The sequence below is a fragment of the Streptomyces sp. Y309 genome (assembly GCF_056712025.1).
This window is the reverse complement of sequence record NZ_CM160048.1, coordinates 2,117,593-2,135,248: the sequence shown is the minus strand read 5'-3', so window position 1 is coordinate 2,135,248 and position 17,656 is coordinate 2,117,593. Positions and strand designations below refer to the sequence as shown.

At 71.4% G+C, this 17,656-nt stretch carries 17 protein-coding genes; 10 read left to right on the top strand and 7 right to left on the bottom strand.

Annotated elements, in window-relative coordinates:
• Window positions 1-113 precede the first annotated feature (113 nt).
• From AC0KTA_RS07855 to AC0KTA_RS07835, 5 genes are all read left to right on the top strand, one after another.
• Entirely contained in the window at window positions 114-1,049 is a 936-nt protein-coding gene (locus tag AC0KTA_RS07855) for a carbohydrate ABC transporter permease (RefSeq protein WP_481054388.1), read from the top strand.
• Complete coding sequence (locus tag AC0KTA_RS07850) at window positions 1,046-1,894, top strand: carbohydrate ABC transporter permease (protein ID WP_481054387.1); 849 nt, start codon at window positions 1,046-1,048, stop codon at window positions 1,892-1,894. The genes AC0KTA_RS07855 and AC0KTA_RS07850 overlap by 4 nt, the downstream gene beginning before the upstream one ends.
• On the top strand, window positions 1,894-3,195 hold the full coding sequence (locus AC0KTA_RS07845) for an ABC transporter substrate-binding protein (RefSeq protein WP_481054386.1): 1,302 nt from the start codon (window positions 1,894-1,896) through the stop codon (window positions 3,193-3,195). Before AC0KTA_RS07850 ends, AC0KTA_RS07845 begins: the two co-directional genes overlap by 1 nt.
• A 57-nt stretch (window positions 3,196-3,252) precedes the next feature.
• Entirely contained in the window at window positions 3,253-4,494 is a 1,242-nt protein-coding gene (mgt, locus tag AC0KTA_RS07840; RefSeq protein WP_481054385.1) for a macrolide-inactivating glycosyltransferase, read from the top strand.
• A gap of 277 nt (window positions 4,495-4,771) precedes the next feature.
• Window positions 4,772-5,833: a CDP-alcohol phosphatidyltransferase family protein gene (locus tag AC0KTA_RS07835; RefSeq protein WP_481054384.1), complete on the top strand. Its 1,062-nt coding sequence runs from the start codon at window positions 4,772-4,774 to the stop codon at window positions 5,831-5,833.
• Between the two features lie 93 nt (window positions 5,834-5,926).
• Here the strand turns inward: AC0KTA_RS07835 and yczR are convergent, their stop codons facing one another.
• A complete protein-coding gene (gene yczR / locus AC0KTA_RS07830) occupies window positions 5,927-7,399 on the bottom strand; it encodes a MocR-like transcription factor YczR (protein ID WP_481054383.1) in 1,473 nt (490 codons plus the stop codon).
• 146 nt (window positions 7,400-7,545) lie between these two features.
• Here yczR and yczE point away from each other — a divergent pair, with 146 nt between their 5' ends.
• The 4 genes from yczE to AC0KTA_RS07810 all read left to right on the top strand — a co-directional run bounded on the left by yczE (window position 7,546) and on the right by AC0KTA_RS07810 (window position 10,762).
• Entirely contained in the window at window positions 7,546-8,217 is a 672-nt protein-coding gene (yczE, locus tag AC0KTA_RS07825; RefSeq protein WP_481054382.1) for a membrane protein YczE, read from the top strand.
• 288 nt (window positions 8,218-8,505) lie between these two features.
• Entirely contained in the window at window positions 8,506-9,714 is a 1,209-nt protein-coding gene (locus AC0KTA_RS07820; RefSeq protein ID WP_481054381.1) for a S8 family peptidase, read from the top strand.
• Window positions 9,715-9,786: 72 nt separating this feature from the next.
• Window positions 9,787-10,338, top strand: a complete 552-nt coding sequence (locus tag AC0KTA_RS07815) for a DUF1697 domain-containing protein (protein ID WP_481054380.1) — start codon at window positions 9,787-9,789, stop codon at window positions 10,336-10,338.
• Window positions 10,339-10,348: 10 nt separating this feature from the next.
• Entirely contained in the window at window positions 10,349-10,762 is a 414-nt protein-coding gene (locus AC0KTA_RS07810) for a nuclear transport factor 2 family protein (protein ID WP_481054379.1), read from the top strand.
• Here AC0KTA_RS07810 and AC0KTA_RS07805 read toward each other — a convergent pair.
• A complete protein-coding gene (locus AC0KTA_RS07805) occupies window positions 10,731-11,645 on the bottom strand; it encodes a transglutaminase-like domain-containing protein (protein ID WP_481054378.1) in 915 nt (304 codons plus the stop codon). The genes AC0KTA_RS07810 and AC0KTA_RS07805 overlap by 32 nt on opposite strands.
• A gap of 89 nt (window positions 11,646-11,734) precedes the next feature.
• Between AC0KTA_RS07805 and AC0KTA_RS07800 the strand changes: the two genes are divergently transcribed.
• The gene (locus AC0KTA_RS07800; RefSeq protein WP_481054377.1) at window positions 11,735-12,739 is read left to right on the top strand and encodes a ketopantoate reductase family protein; all 1,005 of its coding nucleotides are present in this window, start codon (window positions 11,735-11,737) and stop codon (window positions 12,737-12,739) included.
• A 39-nt stretch (window positions 12,740-12,778) separates the two neighbouring features.
• Here AC0KTA_RS07800 and AC0KTA_RS07795 read toward each other — a convergent pair whose 3' ends face one another.
• The 5 genes from AC0KTA_RS07795 to AC0KTA_RS07775 form a co-directional block, all read right to left on the bottom strand.
• Window positions 12,779-13,315 (bottom strand): GNAT family N-acetyltransferase, encoded by a 537-nt coding sequence (locus AC0KTA_RS07795; RefSeq protein WP_481054376.1) that lies wholly within the window; start codon window positions 13,313-13,315, stop codon window positions 12,779-12,781.
• 388 nt (window positions 13,316-13,703) lie between these two features.
• Entirely contained in the window at window positions 13,704-14,516 is an 813-nt protein-coding gene (locus tag AC0KTA_RS07790; RefSeq protein ID WP_481054375.1) for a sirohydrochlorin chelatase, read from the bottom strand.
• A gap of 5 nt (window positions 14,517-14,521) precedes the next feature.
• The gene (locus tag AC0KTA_RS07785; protein WP_481054374.1) at window positions 14,522-15,430 is read right to left on the bottom strand and encodes an ABC transporter permease; all 909 of its coding nucleotides are present in this window, start codon (window positions 15,428-15,430) and stop codon (window positions 14,522-14,524) included.
• Window positions 15,417-16,232, bottom strand: a complete 816-nt coding sequence (locus AC0KTA_RS07780; protein WP_481054373.1) for an ABC transporter ATP-binding protein — start codon at window positions 16,230-16,232, stop codon at window positions 15,417-15,419. The genes AC0KTA_RS07785 and AC0KTA_RS07780 overlap by 14 nt, the downstream gene beginning before the upstream one ends.
• 42 nt (window positions 16,233-16,274) lie before the next feature.
• Window positions 16,275-17,420, bottom strand: a complete 1,146-nt coding sequence (locus tag AC0KTA_RS07775) for an ABC transporter substrate-binding protein (RefSeq protein WP_481054372.1) — start codon at window positions 17,418-17,420, stop codon at window positions 16,275-16,277.
• Window positions 17,421-17,656: the final 236 nt, after the last annotated feature.

The following is a 17,656-nucleotide window of genomic DNA, read 5'->3' as shown; positions in this document are numbered from 1 at the left end:
GACCGGACTTCCGGCGTGCGCAGTTGCTTGACGTATCAAGATCACATCAGCACGATGACGGGGGCCGCCTGGGCGGCCAAAACACCAATCAGCCGCCCAAAGGAGCCGATTCCGTGACATTGGCGACCGCGAGAAAGCGGTCCGGCAGAGGCTCTCCGAGGGGCGCACCCCGCGCCGGGGTGATGGACCACGGCGCCTGGTTCCTCGTGCTGCCCGCGCTGCTCCCGATCCTGGTCCTGAGCGTCGGCCCGCTGCTCTACGGCATCTCGCTGGCGTTCACCGACTCCCAGTCGGGCCGCACCGAGCCGACCGAGTGGATCGGCCTGCTCAACTTCCAGGATCTGCTGCACGACACCCTGTTCTGGGACTCGTTCCGGATCGGCCTGCTGTGGGCCGTCGGTGTGACCGTGCCGCAGTTCCTGCTGGCCCTCGGCCTCGCGCTGCTGCTCAACCAGAACCTGCGCTTCCGCTGGCTGGCCCGGTCGCTCGCGATCATCCCGTGGGCGATGCCGGAGGTCGTCGTCGGCATCATGTGGCGCCTCGTCTACAACCCGGACGCGGGCATCCTCAACGAGACGATCCGTGACCTGGGCCTTGGCGAGGGCCGGGACTGGCTGACCGGCATCGGCTCCGCGCTGCCCGCCGTCATCGTCGTCGGCGTGTGGGCGGGCATGCCGCAGACGACGGTCGCGCTGCTCGCCGGCCTGCAGAACGTGCCGCGCGAGCTGCACGAAGCCGCCGAGATGGACGGCGCGGGCCCCTGGCGCCGCTTCCGCACCGTCACCTGGCCCGCCCTGAAGCCCATCGCCCTCGCCATCACGGCGCTCAACTTCATCTGGAACTTCAATTCCTTCGCGCTGGTCTATGTGCTGACCAACGGCGGCCCCGGCGGGCGTACGCGGCTGCCGATGCTGTTCGCGTACGAAGAGGCCTTCCGCTACGGCCAGTTCGGCTACGCGGCGGCGATGGGCTGTGTGATGGTCGCGCTGATCTCGGTGCTGCTCGCCGTGTATCTCGTGGGCCGCCTGAAGGGAGGCGACCAGCGGTGACGTCCCGTACGAGCCGGACCGGCGGGCCCGCGCGCGCGGGGCAGTACCTCGCGCTGCTGGCGTATCTCGTCTTCCTCGCTTTCCCGTTTCTGTGGCTGATTTCCACCTCCTTCAAGCCGTCCCGCGAACTGGGCAGCCTGCACCCCACCTGGATCCCGAAGGACCCGACCCTCGCCAACTACCGCCAGGCCTTCGACGAACAGCCCCTGCTCGAAGCGGCAGGCAACTCGCTGATCGCGGCCCTGAGCGCATCGGTCGTCGCCGTCGTCATCGCGACCCCGATGGCGTACGTGATGGCGCGGCACCGCACCCTGCTCGCGCGGGCCGCGACCGGCTGGGTCGTGGTCAGCCAGGCGTTCCCGTTCGTCCTGGTGATCATCCCGCTGTTCCTGGTCCTGAAGAACCTGCACCTGATCAACTCGCTGCCCGGACTGATCATGGTGTACGTCGTGTGGGCGCTGCCGTTCGCGCTGTGGATGCTCGTCGGGTACGTCCGTGCCGTGCCGCCCGAGCTGGAGGAGGCGGCCGCGGTCGACGGCGCGAGCAAGCTGCGCACGCTCGTCTCCGTGACCGCGCCACTCCTCGCTCCCGGCATCGTGGCGACGGCGCTGTTCGCCTTCATCACCGCCTGGAACGAGTTCTTCTTCGCGCTCGTCCTGCTCAAGACCCCGGAGAAACAGACGTTGCCGGTCGTCCTCACGCACTTCCTCGGCGCGGAGGGCGCGGCCGACCTCGGCCCGCTCGCCGCCGCCGCGTTCCTCGCGACGCTGCCGTCGCTCGTCGTCTTCGCGATCATCCAGCGGCGGATCACCGGCGGGATGCTGGCCGGGGCGGTGAAGAGCTGATGCGCACACTTCGCCCGCGGATCGTTGCCGTCGTGCTCGCCCTGGTCACGGCCTGTGGGCTGCTCTCCGGCTGCAGCGACGACGACGGCCGCTCCGACGGCAGGATCACCCTCCGCTTCCAGTCGCTGGCCTGGCAGAAGGAGTCCGTCGACGCCAACAAGGAGCTGGTGAGGGAGTGGAACGCCACCCACCCGGACGTCAAGGTCGAGTACGTCCAGGGGAGCTGGACCAGCGTCCACGACCAGCTCCTCACCTCCTTCGAGGGCGGTGAGGCGCCGGACATCATCCACGACGCCTCCGACGACCTCGCGGACTTCGCGTACGGCGGCTATCTCGCGGACCTCGGCGAACTCCTTCCGCGGCGGCTCAAGTCCGACATCCCACAGGCCAGTTGGGACACGGCCACCTTCGGTGGCAAGGTGTACGGCGTGCCGTTCCTCCAGGAGCCGCGCGTCCTGATCGCCAACGCGAAGTGGCTCAAGGAGTCCGGCGTACGGATCCCGACCCCGGAGAAGCCGTGGATCTGGCCCGAGTTCCGCTCGGTCACGAAGGAACTGACCAAGGGCAAGGGGAAGTTCGGGGTGGCCTGGCCGCTGAAGGAGCCCGTGTCGGCGACGCTCAATCTGTCGCTGTCGACCGGCGGGAAGCTGTTCCACCGGCGCGCGGACGGCAAGGCCGAGATCCGCTTCGAGGCGGCCGACGAGGTGCTGCCGCGCACCGTGCACGACCAGGTCAACGTCGACAGGAGCGCGTCGGGCGCCACGCTCGGCATGGGCGGCTCGGACACGCTGCCCGGCTTCTTCGGCGGCAAGTACGCGATGGTGCCGCTCGGGTTCTCGTACCGCCAGCAGATCGCGCAGCAGGCGCCGGAGGGCTTCGACTGGCAGGTCCTGCCCGCGCCCGCCGGGGCCGACGGGCTCGCGCAGGGCGTCAGCCCGCAGACCCTGTCGGTCGCCGAGGACAGCCCGCACAAGAAGGAGGCCGCGCAGTTCATCGACTTCTTCCTGCGGCCCGCCAACATGGTGCGGCTCGCGCGCGGCGACTGGATGCTGCCCACGGGCAGGGCGGCCCTCAAGGACCCGGCGCTGCGTACGAAGAAGGACGACTGGGCCACCGGCACGGCCCTCGCACGCCATCTGCGCCCGGCGCCCGCCCAGTCGGTGCGCGGCTATCCGGAGTGGATGGACAAGATCGCGACCCCCGCGCTCCAGGAGTACTACAGCGGCGCGATCGGCATGGACGAGCTCCGCGACCGCCTGGTGGACGACGGGAACCTGGTCCTGAAGCGCTACCAGCGCTGAGCCCGCCCGGCAGGAAAAGAGTTGCACGAGACGTATCGTCTCGCTTATGGTCGGGGCATGACCACACGCCAGCGTGCCCACATCGCCATGTTCTCCATCGCCGCCCACGGGCACGTGAACCCGAGTCTCGAAGTGATCCGGGAGCTCGTTGCCCGCGGCCACCGCGTCACGTACGCGATTCCGCACGCGTTCGAGGAGAAGATCGCCGAGACCGGTGCCGAGCCCGTGCTCTACACCACGACGCTCCCGGGCCCCGACGCCGACCCGGAGGCCTGGGGCGACACCCTGATCGACAACATCGAGCCGTTCCTGGACGACGCCATCAGCGCCCTGCCGCAACTGCGCGCCGCGTACGAGGGCGACGAGCCGGACCTCGTCCTGCACGACATCACCTCCTACCCGGCACGGGTGCTCGCCCGGAACTGGGGCGTCCCCGAGATCTCGCTCTCGCCGAACCTGGTCGCCTGGGAGGGGTACGAGGAGGAGGTCGCCGAGCCGCTGTACGCGCCGCTGTACGAGACCGAGCGCGGCCGGGCCTACTTCGCGCGCTTCAAGGCGTGGCTGGCCGAGAACGGGATCGATCAGCACCCGGACCCGTTCGTCGGCCGGCCGCCGCGCTCGCTCGTCCTGATCCCCAAGGCGCTCCAGCCCAACGCCGACCGGGTCGACGAGGGCGTGCACTCCTTCGTCGGCGCCTGTCAGGGCGACCGCGCCGCGCAGGGCGCATGGGAGCGCCCGGCGCACGCGGAGAAGGTGCTCCTCGTGTCCCTCGGCTCGGCCTTCACCAAGCAGCCGGGCTTCTACCGCGAGTGCGTCAAGGCTTTCGGTGACCTGCCGGGCTGGTACGTGGTGCTCCAGATCGGCAGGCACGTCGACGTCGCCGAACTCGGTGACGTACCCGCCAACGTAGAAGTGCACCGCTGGGTGCCGCAGTTGGCGATCCTGAAGCAGGCCGACGCCTTCGTCACGCACGCCGGGGCGGGCGGCAGCCAGGAGGGTCTCGCGACCGGGACGCCGATGGTCGCCGTGCCGCAGGCCGTCGACCAGTTCGGCAACGCGGACATGCTCCAGGGGCTCGGTGTCGCGCGGCATCTGCCGATGGAGGAGGCCGACGCCGCCTCACTGCGCGCGGCGGTCCTCGCGCTCGTCGACGACCCGGAGGTCGCGCGCAGGCTCGCCGAGGTGCGCGCCGGCATGGCGGGCGAGGGCGGCACGAAGATGGCGGCCGACCTGATCGAGGAGGAGATCGTGCGGGCCGCGCGTGGCGGCGGTGTGAAGGAAGGGGATGCGGGCCGATGACCGTTTGGTGGTACTACAGGGCGAGTTGGTGGTGTTTCGGCGTCGGCCCGGGGGCGGCCGACCGGGCGTGACGTAACGCTCCGCGAAGCCATTCGGTAACGGCCGGGTCATTCGGTAACGCTCGGGTAACGCGGTGCCGTCCTGGCTGGGCCATGGACTCGTCCTGTCTAGAGGACCCTTACCCCCGGCCAAAGGTTGCCCCCGCCGCTTCTTGTTCCTTGCATGAACGGCTTCCTAGCGTGAGCTGAACTTCATTCGAACGCCAGGAAGTTGACCCATGTCACGACAGTCCGTGCGGCCAGACGTACCGTCCCTCGCCGAGGTGCGCCGCATCACCCAGAAGAAGCGTGACGCGTGGTGGACCGTGATGCTCGTGGACCCGGTCGCCACGCCGCTCGTCCGGCTGACGGCCCGGCACACGAGAATCACGCCCAACCAGATCACCTGGGGCGCGTTCCTGCTGGGGCTCGGCTCGTCGGTGTGCTTCGCGTTCGGTGACTGGCGCTGGCTGGTGCTCGGTGCCGTGATCTACCACTTCAGCTTCGTCCTGGACTGCATGGACGGGAAGGTCGCGCGGCTGACCGGCACCGGTTCGGTCTTCGGCGCCTGGCTCGACTTCGTCTTCGACCGGATCCGGGTGATGGTGTGCGGGGTCGCCCTGATGGGCGGTCAGTACGCCCGCACCGACGACGAGATCTACATCTGGCTCGCGGTCGCCGTGGTCTTCCTGGACACGCTCCGGTACATCAACTCGCTGGAGATATTCAAGATCCGGCACACCATGCGCAAGCAGATCAAGGCCCGCATGAAGGCGGCGCGGCGGGCCGAGAACACCGCCGAACTCGCCTTCATGGAAGACCTGTTGCGGGACAACCCCGAGGCGGACGTCGAGCAGGACCTGGAGCGGGCGAAGGCGGAGGCGGGCACCTCCGAGGCCGACGCCCACGCCGACTCGTACGCCGACGCCCGCGCCGACTCGTACGCCGACGCCCGCGCCGACTCCGGCGATCCCGACGCGGTGGACGGCGGCACCCGGCCCAAGGCCCAGGTCATCGACCTGCACCAGGAGTTCCGCCACAAGTTCCCCGCGTACCTGCGGGCGCGCTCCTTCCTGCTGCGCCACCGCGTCCGTACGCACCTGGTGAGCGGCATCGAGTTCCAGATGGGCGTCTTCATCATCGGCCCGCTCTTCGACGCGGTGATCCCCGCGACGATCGTGTCCGGCGCGCTGCTCCTGGTCTTCGAACTCGCCATCATCTACAAGCTGTTGCTCTCCACCCGGGACTTCTCCCGGACGCTGGACTCGTTCGAGGAGCGGAAGGTGGCAGCGGCCGCATAAGCGCTTCGCTGGATGTGAGGTGCCAATCTGCGGCGCCGTGGGGGCTGGTCGCGCAGTTCCCCGCGCCCCTTTGGGGCGCATGGCCCCACGCGATTACGCGATCCAATGCGGCCTGCGTCCCGCCGGAGCGTGGGGCAGGCCGTCGGCCAGGGCCCCGGCCATGCGGTGGACCGCTTCGCGCAGGGCGTCCGGGGGAGCGGTGTACGGGATGCGCAGGCGCTGTTCGAAGAGGCCCGGATCGGGGGCGAAGCAGGCGCCGCCCTCGATCCGTACGCCGTAGTCGAGTACCCGTTCCGCGAGGGCCGAGGCCACCGGCTCGCCGAGGTCGACCCAGAAGGACAGGCCGCCGGACGGCGGCTGCCAGGTCCACCGGGGGAGATGTTCAGCCAGCGCAGCGGCCAGCGCGGCGCGCTGCTCGCGGAGCCGGTCCAGGCGGTCCGCGAGCAAGTCCCCGGCCCGGTCGAGCAGCGCGAGGGCCAGGAGCTGGTCGAGGACGGAGCCGCCCATGTCGGTGGCGACCCGCTGCCCGGCGAGCTCGGTGACGAGCCGGGACGGCGCCCGCAGCCAGCCGATGCGCAGGCCGCCCCAGTGCGTCTTGCTCATCGAGCCGACCGAGATGACCTTGCCGCCCGCGTCCGGCGCGGCGAGCGAGGCGAACGGCGCCGGGGCGGGCCCGTCTAGGGCAAGATCGGCCAGCGTCTCGTCGATCACCAGCCAGGTGCCGGAGCGGTGCGCCGCGCGCAGCACCCGGGCGCGCTCCCCGTCGGGCATGAGGCAGCCCGTCGGATTGTGGAAGTCCGGGATCAGATACGCCAGTCGGGGCACCGCCTGACGCAGCGTCGACTCCATGATCTCCACGTCCCAGCCGGTGGTCACCGGGACCGGCACCGTGCGCAGCCGGGCGCGGCGCATCGCCTCCAGGGCGTTCGGGTACGACGGGCTCTCGACCATGACCCGGTCGCCGGGGCGGCACAGCAGCCCCAGGACGAGGGTGAGCGCGTGCTGCGCGCCGGAGGTCAGCAGGATCTGCTCCGGTACCGTGGCCAGGCCCCGCCGCGTGAACCGCTCGGCGACGGCGGCTCGCAACTCGGCCAGGCCGTAGGGGTGGTAGCCGGGCGTGTGCGTGTGCGCGGCCAGCTGCGGCGTGACCTCGGCCAGCGCGTCGGCGAGTGCCCGCTCCGGCAGCGCGGGCGCCGCCCTGGCCAGGTCGATCGCGCTGTCCTGGGGGCGCAGGAGCCGGGTGAGGGCGCCCGGCGTACGGCCTTCGGGCAGCCCCGTCCACGTCCCCGCACCCTGCCTGCTGCGCGCGTAACCGCCCTCCCGCAGCAGGTCGTACACGGCCGTGACCGTGGCCCTGCTGGTGTTCAGCGCGGCGGCGAGCTCCCGTTCGGCGGGGAGCCTGACGTGCAGCGCGATCCGCCCGTCGAGGATCAGCGCGCTGATCGCCCGGGCGAGATGGCGGTACGCGGGCCGCGCCCCGGCCGGGTCGGGCAGCAGGGCGGCGAGCCGACGGCTTCCCAGGGTGCGGTCCCCGGACCCCGCCCTGTCCCTCTCCGCCTCCGCCATACCATTCTCCCTGGATTGGCCATGTTTTACGGGCCAATCACTCTACAGACTCGCCCGCATTGGCCTTGAGGACCTGGCCTTCTCCCCGTCCGGCCCCGGATCGCCGGGCCTTGAGTCACCCGAGCACCCTGTGGAGGCACCCCCGCATGCGGCAGCACGCCGACGACAGCACCGACCACGCCCCCGGCCCGCCCCCGCTCACGTACGTCCCCCTCGGCGAGCGCCCCCTGAGACGCCTCCCTCAACTCTTCCTGGGCCTTGCCCTGTACGGCCTCAGCATCGCCGTGATGGTCCGGGCCGGCCTCGGCGTCAGCCCCTGGAGCGTGCTCAACCAGGGCGTCGAGCGCCACACCCCGCTGAGCTTCGGCACGGTCAGCGCGGTGGTCGGCGTCTTCGTCCTGCTGCTGTGGATCCCGCTGCGGCAGCGGCCGCGGTTCGGCACGGGCGCCAACGTCGTCGTCGTGGCGTACGCGTCCGACCTCGGCCTCTGGCTCGTACCCGACGACCTCGGCCTGCCGGTCAGGATCGGCCTGCTCGCCGGCGGGATCCTCGTCAACGGCCTGTCCGTCGCCGTCTATGTCGGCGCGCGCTGCGGGCCGGGCCCCCGGGACGGCCTGATGACGGGCCTGGCCGCGGTGAGCGGGCGCTCCATCCGGCTCGTGCGCACGCTGATCGAGGTCAGCGTGCTCGCCGTGGGCTGGCTGCTCGGCGGGAGCGTGGGGGCGGGGACCGTGCTGTACGCGCTCGCCATGGGGCCGGTCACGCAGTACTTCCTGCCCTGGTTCGCTTACCGGAGGGCCACCACTCAAGTCCCCTGACGCCCAACGGGACTTGGCACCTGCGCGCATGCGGGCGGAGGTTACGTTCCCTCACGTCCGATCTGTCACGGCAACCCCGTTTTGTTATTACAGAACCTTGTTGAACAAGTCACAGGCGTATGAAGGTATTGATCTGCGCGCGTCATTCAGACAAGGTTTCGTCCCAACGCCCGGAGATCTTCAGTTCTTTCGGAATTCCCCGGGCGCGGCAGTCATGGCTGCGCACAGCACAAAAGCTTTGAAACCCCCCACATCCCCCCACAACACACCACGAGGAGACCCCTCTTCATGGCTACACACAAGCGCGCTCGCACGATGAAGCTCACCGCGGCGATAGCCACCGCCGCCACCGCGGTGGGAGTGACCGTCTTCGCCGGCTCGTTCGCCGGGGCGTCGACCCCCGCCGAGGGTAAGGTCTACGGCGCCGACGCCAAGGGCGCCGTCGACGGCAGCTACATCGTGCTGCTCGACGAGAAGGCCGACAAGGGCACCAAGTCCGACCTCGCCAAGGAGTACGGCGGCAAGCTGAGCCGCAACTACTCCTCGGCCGTCAACGGCTTCTCCGCCAAGAGCCTGTCCGAGACCGAGGCCAAGCGCCTGGCCGCCGACCCGGCCGTGGGCAAGGTCGTGCAGAGCAAGAAGTTCTCGATCGACGCCACCCAGGACAACCCGCCGTCGTGGGGCCTGGACCGCATCGACCAGGCCGACACGGCCGGCGACAAGAAGTACACGTACCCCGACGCCGCGGGCGAGGGCGTCACCGCGTACGTCATCGACACCGGTGTCCGCGTCAGTCACAAGGACTTCGGCGGCCGCGCCGTCTCCGGCTTCGACGCCGTCGACAACGACGACAACGCCGACGACGGCAACGGCCACGGCACCCACGTCGCGGGCACCATCGCCGGCGACGCGCACGGTGTCGCCAAGAAGGCGAAGATCGTCGCCGTCCGCGTCCTGGACGACCAGGGCTCCGGCACCACCGAGCAGGTCGTCGCGGGCATCGACTGGGTCACCAAGAACCACCAGGGCCCGTCCGTCGCCAACATGAGCCTCGGCGGCGGCGCCGACGAGGCCCTGGACGAGGCCGTCAAGAAGTCCATCGCCGCCGGTGTCACCTACGGCGTGGCCGCGGGCAACGAGTCCAGCGACGCCGGCCAGGGCTCCCCGGCCCGCGTCAAGGAGGCCATCACGGTCGCCTCCTCGACCAAGGACGACGAGCAGTCGGACTTCTCCAACTTCGGCTCCGTCGTGGACATCTACGCCCCGGGCTCGGACATCACCTCCGCCTGGAACACCGGCGACGACGCCACCAAGACGATCTCCGGCACCTCGATGGCGACCCCGCACGTCGTCGGCGCCGCCGCCGTCTACCTCGGCGCCCACAAGGACGCCAAGCCGGACGCCGTCGCCAAGGCGCTGACCGACGGTGCCACGCCGGACAAGATCTCCAACCCGAGCGAGGGCACGCCCAACAAGCTCCTGAAGGTCGTCGAGTAATCACGGCCCTCTGAAGCCGGCGGCCGTCGTGCCCACCCCCACGGGGCACGGCGGCCGCCTTATCGTGTGCGCATGGCGACGAAGATCTACGCGGCGCTGCTGCGCGGCATCAATGTGGGCGGCAGCAGAAAAGTGCCGATGGCACGCCTGCGCGCGCTCCTCGAAGGGCTCGGCCACGGCGACGTACGCACCCATCTGCAGAGCGGCAACGCCGTCTTCACCGCGGACCACGGCGACGAGGAGAGCCTGGCCGCCGAGATCGGCGACGCGCTGGAACGGGAATTCGGGTTCACCGTCGACGTCCTGGTGCGCGACGCGGCGTATCTGAAGGCCGTGGCCGACGCCTGCCCGTTCCCCGCGGCCGCTCTCGAGGCCCGGCAACTGCACGTCACGTACTTCTCGGCGCCCGTCGCCGCCGGCCGGTTCGCCGCCCTCGACCAAGCGGCCTACCTGCCGGAGGAGTTCCGGCTCGGCGACCGCGCGCTGTATCTGTACGCGCCCGACGGCCTCGGGCGCTCCAAGCTCGCCGACGCCCTCGCGCGCCCGGCGCTCACCAAGGGTCTCATCGCCACCAGCCGCAACTGGAACACCGTCACCAAGCTCGTGGAGATGACCGATGCCTGACACACCCGGTATGCCCGAAACGCCCTTCCTGCCCGGCGTGCCCCGCCGCTCGCCCGCCGTCGAGGCCGCCATCGAGAACGAACTGCGCCTGCTCGACCCCGAAGTGCGGGCCTCGCCCGAGGTGTTCGGCAGCTTCCTGCACCCGGAGTTCACCGAGTTCGGCGCGTCCGGCGCGCGCTGGGACCGCGAGTCCATCGTCAAGGTCCTCGCCGGCCGCCCCGACCCCGGCGGCCGGGCCACCACGACCTCCCGCATGCGGGGCGTCCAGCTCGCCGACGACGTGGTGCACCTGACCTTCGACACCGACACCAACGGCCGCCTGGCGCACCGCAGTTCACTGTGGCGGCGCACCCCCGAGGGCTGGCTGCTCTGGTTCCATCAGGGCACGCCGTTCACCCCCGAGCGGGCGGCGCCGGCAGACTGACGGTGCGTTCCCCGCCGTACGTGGTGTGCGAGACGATCTCGGAGGGCACGGCAAGACGCGGGTCGTCGAGCAGGCGGCGCACGGCGTCCGGCCGCCGGGCATCCGCCGCGCGCCCAGCGGCCGACGTGGCGGCGGCCACGGTGTCGAGCAGCGCGAGATCCTCCTCAGTGACGTCCGCGCCGTCCTTCTCCATCAGGCCCCAGCCGTCCCACGGCAGCGCCTCCACGCCGCCGAGCGCCGCGAGGTCGGCCACCACGTCCGCGCGCACCAGCGGCCACCCCTTGATCGCGGGCACGGTGCTCACTCCGAACGTGTCCGGGTCCGCGCGGCCGTCCCGGCACGCCCGCCACGCGTCACCGGCGACCAGGAACTCCGTACGCGGTACGTCGATGGGATCGAAGGAGGTGCCGTACCAGCCGCCGACGAGCTGCGCGTCCGCCAGGACCCAGCCGCGGCCGGCCGTCCAGAACTCCGTCACCCAGTGGTTGTCGTTCAGGCCCTCCTGGAAGTAGGTCCCGTAGCCGCACCGCAGGCGTGCCGGGGTGCCGGTGGCCCGCAGCAGCGAGCACAGCAGCAGCGCGAAGTCCCGGCAGGTGCCCACGAACCGGGCCGCGGGCTCCCGGCTCTCGGTCAGCGGCGTCGCACCGCGCTCGGCGAGGATGCGCAGGACGTCGTCGGCGTACCGCGACTCGGCGTCCTCGCGCATGCGCTCCTCCGGCACCCGGTAGCCGAAGCGGTCGCCCTCCTCGCGGTGCAGCAGCACACCGCGTACGAGGGTGGCGAGCGCGGCCGGGTCGCGGGGGAGCGGGGCGGCGCCGAGGAGGGCGTCGAGGCGGGGGCCGGGGGCGGTGTACGGGCTCTGGGTCAGGTAGTCGCTGTCCATGGCGGCAGCGTGGAGTCTGCCCCAGGGGCAAGGTCCAGTATCCGAACGGATCTTGACCGATCACCGATCGGCTGTGCGAGGCTCACCGCATGCGCTACATCATCATCGGAGCGGGGGCCGTCGGCGGCAGCGTCGGCGGGCGCCTCGCCGGGGCCGGTCACGAGGTCGTCCTGGTCGCGCGCGGCGCGCACCGCGAGGTGCTGCGGGAGCGCGGACTCACGCTCAGAACTCCCGACGGGCCCCGCACCCACCGCCTGCCCGTCGTCGAGAACCCCGCCGAACTGGGCGAGTTGCGCCCCGACGACGTGCTCTTCCTGACCGTGAAGACGCAGGACGCCGAGGCCGCGCTCGGCGCCTGGAGCACACGGCCCGTCGCGGGCGGCGGGACCGCCGCCGAGGCGCTGCCGCTGGTCTGCGCGCAGAACGGCGTCGAGAGCGAGCGGATGGCGCTGCGCCGCTTCCGCCGTGTGTACGGCATGTGCGTGTGGCTGCCGTCCACGTACGTCGAGCCGGGCACCGTCTCGGCCGCCGGTGCCCCCTACACGGGCATCCTCCACCTCGGCCGCTACCCGGCGGGGACCGACGACACCGCGCGCCGGATCGCCGCCGACCTGGAGAGCGCCCGGCTGCTCGCGCCGGTGGTCGCGGACGTGATGCGCTGGAAGTACGGCAAGCTCCTCGCCAACCTCGCCAACGCCGTCGAGGCGCTCACCGGGCCGATCGCCGGGGAGGCGGCCCTGGGCCTGTTCCGGCGGGCCCGGGCCGAGGGCGAGGCCGTGCTGGCCGCGGCCGGGATCGAGGCCGTGGGCGAACAGGAGCAGAAGGAGAGCCGGGGGGACCGGATCAGCTTCGAGCCCTTCGACGGCAGCCCGCGCGGCGGCGGCTCCTCCTGGCAGAGCCTCAGCCGGGGCACCGGCACCATCGAGGCCGACTACCTCAACGGCGAGATCGCGCTCCTCGGCCGGCTGCACGGGGTGCCGACGCCGGTGAACGACACGCTCCAGCGGCTCGCCAACGAGTTCGCGCGGGAGCGCAGGGAGGCGGGGTCGATGCCGGTGGCGGAGCTGGTCGCGCTGGTGGACAAGGCGGCGTAGCGACTGCCGTCGGCTTCCAGGCGGGCCGGTCCTCGGCCGCTAGGCGGGCCGGGCGTCGGCCCGCGACGTGAACTGGAGCGTCGTGCGGCCGTCGTCCTCGCGCACCTCGCGGCCCTGGGTGTAGCCGAGGCGCTTCAGGACGGTGACGGACGGCGTGTTGAGCGAGTCCACGGTGGCGTGCACCTCGGCCAGGCCCAGGGTCCGGTGGCCGTAGTCGGTGAGAAGCCGCGCGAGCTCCGTGCCGAGGCCGAGGCCCCAACTGTCCTTGGACAGGCCGTATATGATCTCGTGCCCGTCCAGCCACGCCTCGGGCGAGGGCTTGATCTCGGCGTGCCCCGCGTACCGGCCCTCGTGCCGCACCGCCCACACCGGGAACCGCCGCTCCGCGTACACGATGCTGAACAGCCGCGCGAACAGGGCCCGGTCCTCCTCGGCGCTCTGCATCCCGTCCCCGAACCAGCGGCCCACCGCCTCGTCCTGGAACAGCGCCACGAAGTCCGCCTCGTCGGACGCGACGTACGCGGAGAGCACGAGGCGCTCGGAGCGGAGTTCGGGGGTGAGGGGTGCGGATGTCATCCGCGAGACGGTATTCGGGGGCCGCGAGCCCCTGCAAGCGGTTTCCGGCCGTAGGCCCGCGCCAAGATCCGGCCGGGGCCGGGTGCCTTGTTTTCGCCTGCGGGCCGGTGGGGGCTTGTCGCGCAGTTCCCCGCGCCCCTTACGGGGCTGATGGCACAGTTCCTCGCTGTGCCCCTAACGGGGCTGATGGCACAGTTCCTCCCTGTGCCCCTAACGGGGATCAGCTCGGCGTGTCCCTTCGCCCCTAACGGGGCCCGGGACGCTGCGGTTCGGCTGCGCCCTGAAGGGGCGCGGGGAACTGCGCGACCAGCCACGACGGGGTCGCAGACGGTTGACGGCCCGCGGCCCCGCGGCGGAGCCGCATGTTGAGCGCTGCAAGCGGGAGCGCTCAGCCTGCGGCCGGCAAGGAGTTGCGCCCCGCACGGGCGGGTGGGTGGGAGTAATCCGCCGCGAAGCGGCGGCACGAATCGAAGCGGTCAAGGAGCAGCCGGGCGACAAGCGGGGAGTCACCCAGCACGTCCGCCAGGACATCCGCCTCCCCGGCCCCCCGGGCGATCCGGTCCGGCAGGAAGCCGGGTGCCAGGACGTACGGGGCGACAGCCACCCGCCGCACCCCGGGCTCCGCCCGAAGCATGCGCACCGCATCCGACGTGCGGGGAAGAGTCGCGGAGGCGAACGCAGGCCGCACGGCGCACCAACCGGTGTGCCGCCACTCCCGCGCGATGTCAGCGATCACTGCGATCGCCTCCGGGTCGGTGGAGCCCGCCGAGGCCAGGACGACCCCGGTCGTGGGCTTGTCGGCGGGGTCGAGCCCCGCCTCGTACAACCGCGTCTCGAGCGCGGCGAGCAACAGCGGCGAGGGCCCGAGCACCCCCGCCTGCCGCACCCGCAGCCCCGGCGGAGCCTCCCGAAGCACCGCCGGGATGTCGGCCTTCGCGTGGAAGGCGCGGGTGAGCAGCAGGGGCAGGGCGACGACGTCACGTACCCCCTCCGCGGCGAGGGAGTCGAGAACGTCCGGCACGGACGGGGTGTCGAAGTCCAGGAACCCCACCTCGACGCGCAGCCCGGGCCGCAGGCCCCGCACCGTACGCAGCAGGGACCGCACGGTCGCGGCATGCCGCGGATCCCGGCTGCCGTGGGCGACGACGAGCAGGACGGGACGGTGCTCGGGGCGGCGGTGCGTGCGATGCGTACGGAACATGGGAATCAGCTCTTCACCAGGAGGCCGCGGCTGCGCAGCACCCACCGCTCGAGCGGGCTGAAGATGAGCAGGTCGATGGCGATGCCGACGATCAGGATGAGCAGGATGGCGAGGAAGACCTGGGACATGCTGCTGTTGGTGCGGCCCGCCTCCAGGAGCTGGCCGAGCCCGATGCCGAGGTCGGGCGACTGCGCGATGATCTCCGCGGCCATCAGGGAGCGCCAGGAGAACGCCCACCCCTGCTTCAGGCCCGCCACATAGCCGGGCAGCGCGGCCGGCATGACGATGTGCCAGGTGTGCCGCAGGCCCGTCGCGCCGAGCGTGCGGCCCGCCCGCAGGAACAGCGGCGGGATCTGGTCGACGCCCGCGACCAGGCCGTTGGCGATGGACGGCACCGCGCCGAGCAGGATCACCGCGTACATCATCGAGTCGTTGAGACCCAGCCAGAGCACGGCGGGCGGCACCCACGCCACGGACGGCAGCGACTGCAGTCCGGACAGGATCGGCCCGATGGCCGCGCGCACGAAGCGGACCCGCGCCACGAGCAGGCCCAGCGGGGTGCCGATGACCAGGGCCATGCCGAAGCCGAGCAGGCCGCGCTGGACGCTCGTCCAGATGTAGTCGAACAGGGTGCCCTGCAGCCAGGCGGCCTCCACCTCGTCCCACACCGCCGACGGCGCGGGCAGCTTGTAGCTGTCGGTGACCTTCGCCCACACCAGGATCTGCCACACCACCAGGACCAGGACCACGGCGGTGACCGGCGGAAGGACCTTCTGCACGAGGGTCTCGCGCAGCGTGGCACGCCGTGTCTGCACGGTCTCGAGCGCGTCGAGGCCCGCCTCCAGACCGGCCAGGTCGTGGGCGTCCGCCGGGCCCTCGGCCGTGCCGGGCGTCTTCGTGTCAGTGCTGCCCATGGCGGCGGATCTCCCCACGCAGTTGTTCGGTGATCTCGACGGACAGCTCCGCCACCGCGGCGTCCTCGATGCGCCGCGGCTGGTCGATGTCGACGCTCCACTCGCGCGCCACCCGGCCGGGCCGCGACGACAGCAGGACGACGCGCTGCGCGAGCCGCACCGCCTCGCGCACGTTGTGCGTGACGAACAGGACCGACACGCCCGTCTCGCGCCAGATGCGCATCAGCTCGTCGTGCAGCACGTCCCGGGTGATCGCGTCGAGGGCGGCGAACGGCTCGTCCATCAGGAGCAGTTGGCTGTCCTGCGCGAGCGCGCGGGCCAGCGCCACGCGCTGGCGCATGCCGCCGGACAGCTCGTGCACCCGCTTGCCGTGCGCCCCTTGGAGGCGTACGAGACCGAGGAGTTCCTCGGCGCGCTCGCGCCGCTCGGCCTTCGGCACGCCGCGCAACCTGAGGGCCAGCTCGATGTTCTTGCCCGCGGTCAGCCACGGGAACAGGGCGTGCTCCTGGAACATCAGCGCCGGCCGGCCGTCGGTGCCGATGGCGCCCGCGGTGGGCCGGTCGAGCCCGGCCACCAGGTTGAGGAGCGTCGACTTGCCGCACCCGGAGGCTCCCAGGAGGGTGACGAACTCGCCCCGTGCGACGTCGAGGGTGATGTCGTCGAGGACGAGCTGCTGCCCGGCCGGTGTGGCGAAGGACTTCGAGACGTGCTCGATGCGCGCGGCGACATCGAGTGCCGCCCCCTCGCCGACTGTGCCCTTGGCGGGCTTGGCGAGCGTGGACTTGGCGAGCGCGGTGGCCATGGTCGTCACCTCCTGGGAACCTGAACTGGCCTGTATCGGGGGTTACTTGACGCCGAGTCCGGCGTCGTCGACCGCGGGCCTGCCCGCCGCCTTCAAGACCTTGTTGAGCGGGCCGAGGTCGTAGATGCCGTTCAGGTCGGGCTGGTCGAGCAGCCCCGCCTCGACCGCGTGGTCGGCCTCGGTGTCGAGCGTCGCGGCCAGCGGGTCATCGGTGAACTCGATCGACTTCCACGCCGGGTCGATGATCTCGTCGGGCAGCGGCTTGCCGGACAGCTGCTTCAGCTTGGCGTTGGCCGCCGCCTTCGCCTTGGCCGGGTTGTCCTTGATCCACTGGTTGGTCTTCACGGAGCCGCGCAGCACGGCCTCGACGACCTTCGGGTGCTTCTTCAGGAACTCCTGGGACACGATGATGTTCGTGATCACGAACTTCTTGCCGGGCCACAGGTCGGCCTCGTCAAGGAGCACCTTGCCGCCCTCGGCGACCAGCTTGGACGCGGTCGGCTCCGGCACCCAGGCGCCGTCGATGGAGCCCGACTTGTACGCGTCCGGGGTGATCTTGTTGTCGGTGCGCACCACGGACACGTCGCCCTTGCCGCTCTCCGCGTCGACCTTCCAGCCCTTCTGCTTGATCCAGTTGAGGAAGGCCACGTCCTGGGTGTTGCCGAGCTGCGGGGTCGCGATCTTCTTGCCCTTGACGTCGTCGCGGGACTTGATCTTGTCCGGGTTCACCACGAGCTTCACGCCGCCGGACGCCGAACCGCCGATGACGCGCAGGTTCTTGCCCTGGGACTTGGTGTAGCCGTTGATGGCGGGGGAGGGGCCGATCCAGCCGATGTCGATGGACTTCGAGTTCAGCGCCTCGATCTCCGACGGCCCGGCGTTGAACTGCGAGTACGTGGCCTTGGTGGCGCCCAGCTCCTTCTGGAGCAGGCCCTCCTGGTCGCCGACGAGCGCCGTGCCGTGCGTCAGGTTGGGGAAGTACCCGATCTTCACCGTGTCCAGGCCGTCGATCTTCTTCGCTCCGGCCGCGATCCTGGCCTTGCCGCTGTCGCCGGAGTCCGCCTCCGAGCCGTATCCGCAGGCGGAGAGGGTCAGCGCGAGCAGCGGCAGGGCGGTCAGCGCGGCCAGGCGGCCGCGGTGCGGCGCCCGGCGGCGGGCGGTCGTGCGGGGGGCGCGGATGGCAGGCACGGGAGGTGTTCCTCTCGTTGGCCCGGTGCGCGCACCGTCAGGGTGCGGCCGGGCGAAGGTCGGCGGATCTTCGCTTGCGTCGGATGGGCCGGCGGGGGGAGTGGGCGCGCGAGGGGTGCGCCGGCGCCTGCCCCGCCGAAGGCGTCACGCCGCACATCGGGCGACCCCTCCCGTGCCCGCGCCGAGGGCGCCGCTGCCGACGCGGCCGCCTTCCTTGGCGAACGTCGCGTACACGT

Coding starts and splice junctions, on each gene's coding strand:
- AC0KTA_RS07820 (WP_481054381.1), top strand. CDS start 8,506: ATGGCTACACACAAGCGCGCTCGCACGATGAAGCTCACCGCGGCGATA.
- AC0KTA_RS07800 (WP_481054377.1), top strand. CDS start 11,735: ATGCGCTACATCATCATCGGAGCGGGGGCCGTCGGCGGCAGCGTCGGC.
- mgt (WP_481054385.1), top strand. CDS start 3,253: ATGACCACACGCCAGCGTGCCCACATCGCCATGTTCTCCATCGCCGCC.
- AC0KTA_RS07790 (WP_481054375.1), bottom strand. CDS start 14,516: ATGTTCCGTACGCATCGCACGCACCGCCGCCCCGAGCACCGTCCCGTC.
- AC0KTA_RS07795 (WP_481054376.1), bottom strand. CDS start 13,315: ATGACATCCGCACCCCTCACCCCCGAACTCCGCTCCGAGCGCCTCGTG.
- AC0KTA_RS07815 (WP_481054380.1), top strand. CDS start 9,787: ATGGCGACGAAGATCTACGCGGCGCTGCTGCGCGGCATCAATGTGGGC.
- AC0KTA_RS07785 (WP_481054374.1), bottom strand. CDS start 15,430: ATGGGCAGCACTGACACGAAGACGCCCGGCACGGCCGAGGGCCCGGCG.
- yczE (WP_481054382.1), top strand. CDS start 7,546: ATGCGGCAGCACGCCGACGACAGCACCGACCACGCCCCCGGCCCGCCC.
- yczR (WP_481054383.1), bottom strand. CDS start 7,399: ATGGCGGAGGCGGAGAGGGACAGGGCGGGGTCCGGGGACCGCACCCTG.
- AC0KTA_RS07780 (WP_481054373.1), bottom strand. CDS start 16,232: ATGGCCACCGCGCTCGCCAAGTCCACGCTCGCCAAGCCCGCCAAGGGC.
- AC0KTA_RS07835 (WP_481054384.1), top strand. CDS start 4,772: ATGTCACGACAGTCCGTGCGGCCAGACGTACCGTCCCTCGCCGAGGTG.
- AC0KTA_RS07805 (WP_481054378.1), bottom strand. CDS start 11,645: ATGGACAGCGACTACCTGACCCAGAGCCCGTACACCGCCCCCGGCCCC.
- AC0KTA_RS07810 (WP_481054379.1), top strand. CDS start 10,349: ATGCCCGAAACGCCCTTCCTGCCCGGCGTGCCCCGCCGCTCGCCCGCC.
- AC0KTA_RS07845 (WP_481054386.1), top strand. CDS start 1,894: ATGCGCACACTTCGCCCGCGGATCGTTGCCGTCGTGCTCGCCCTGGTC.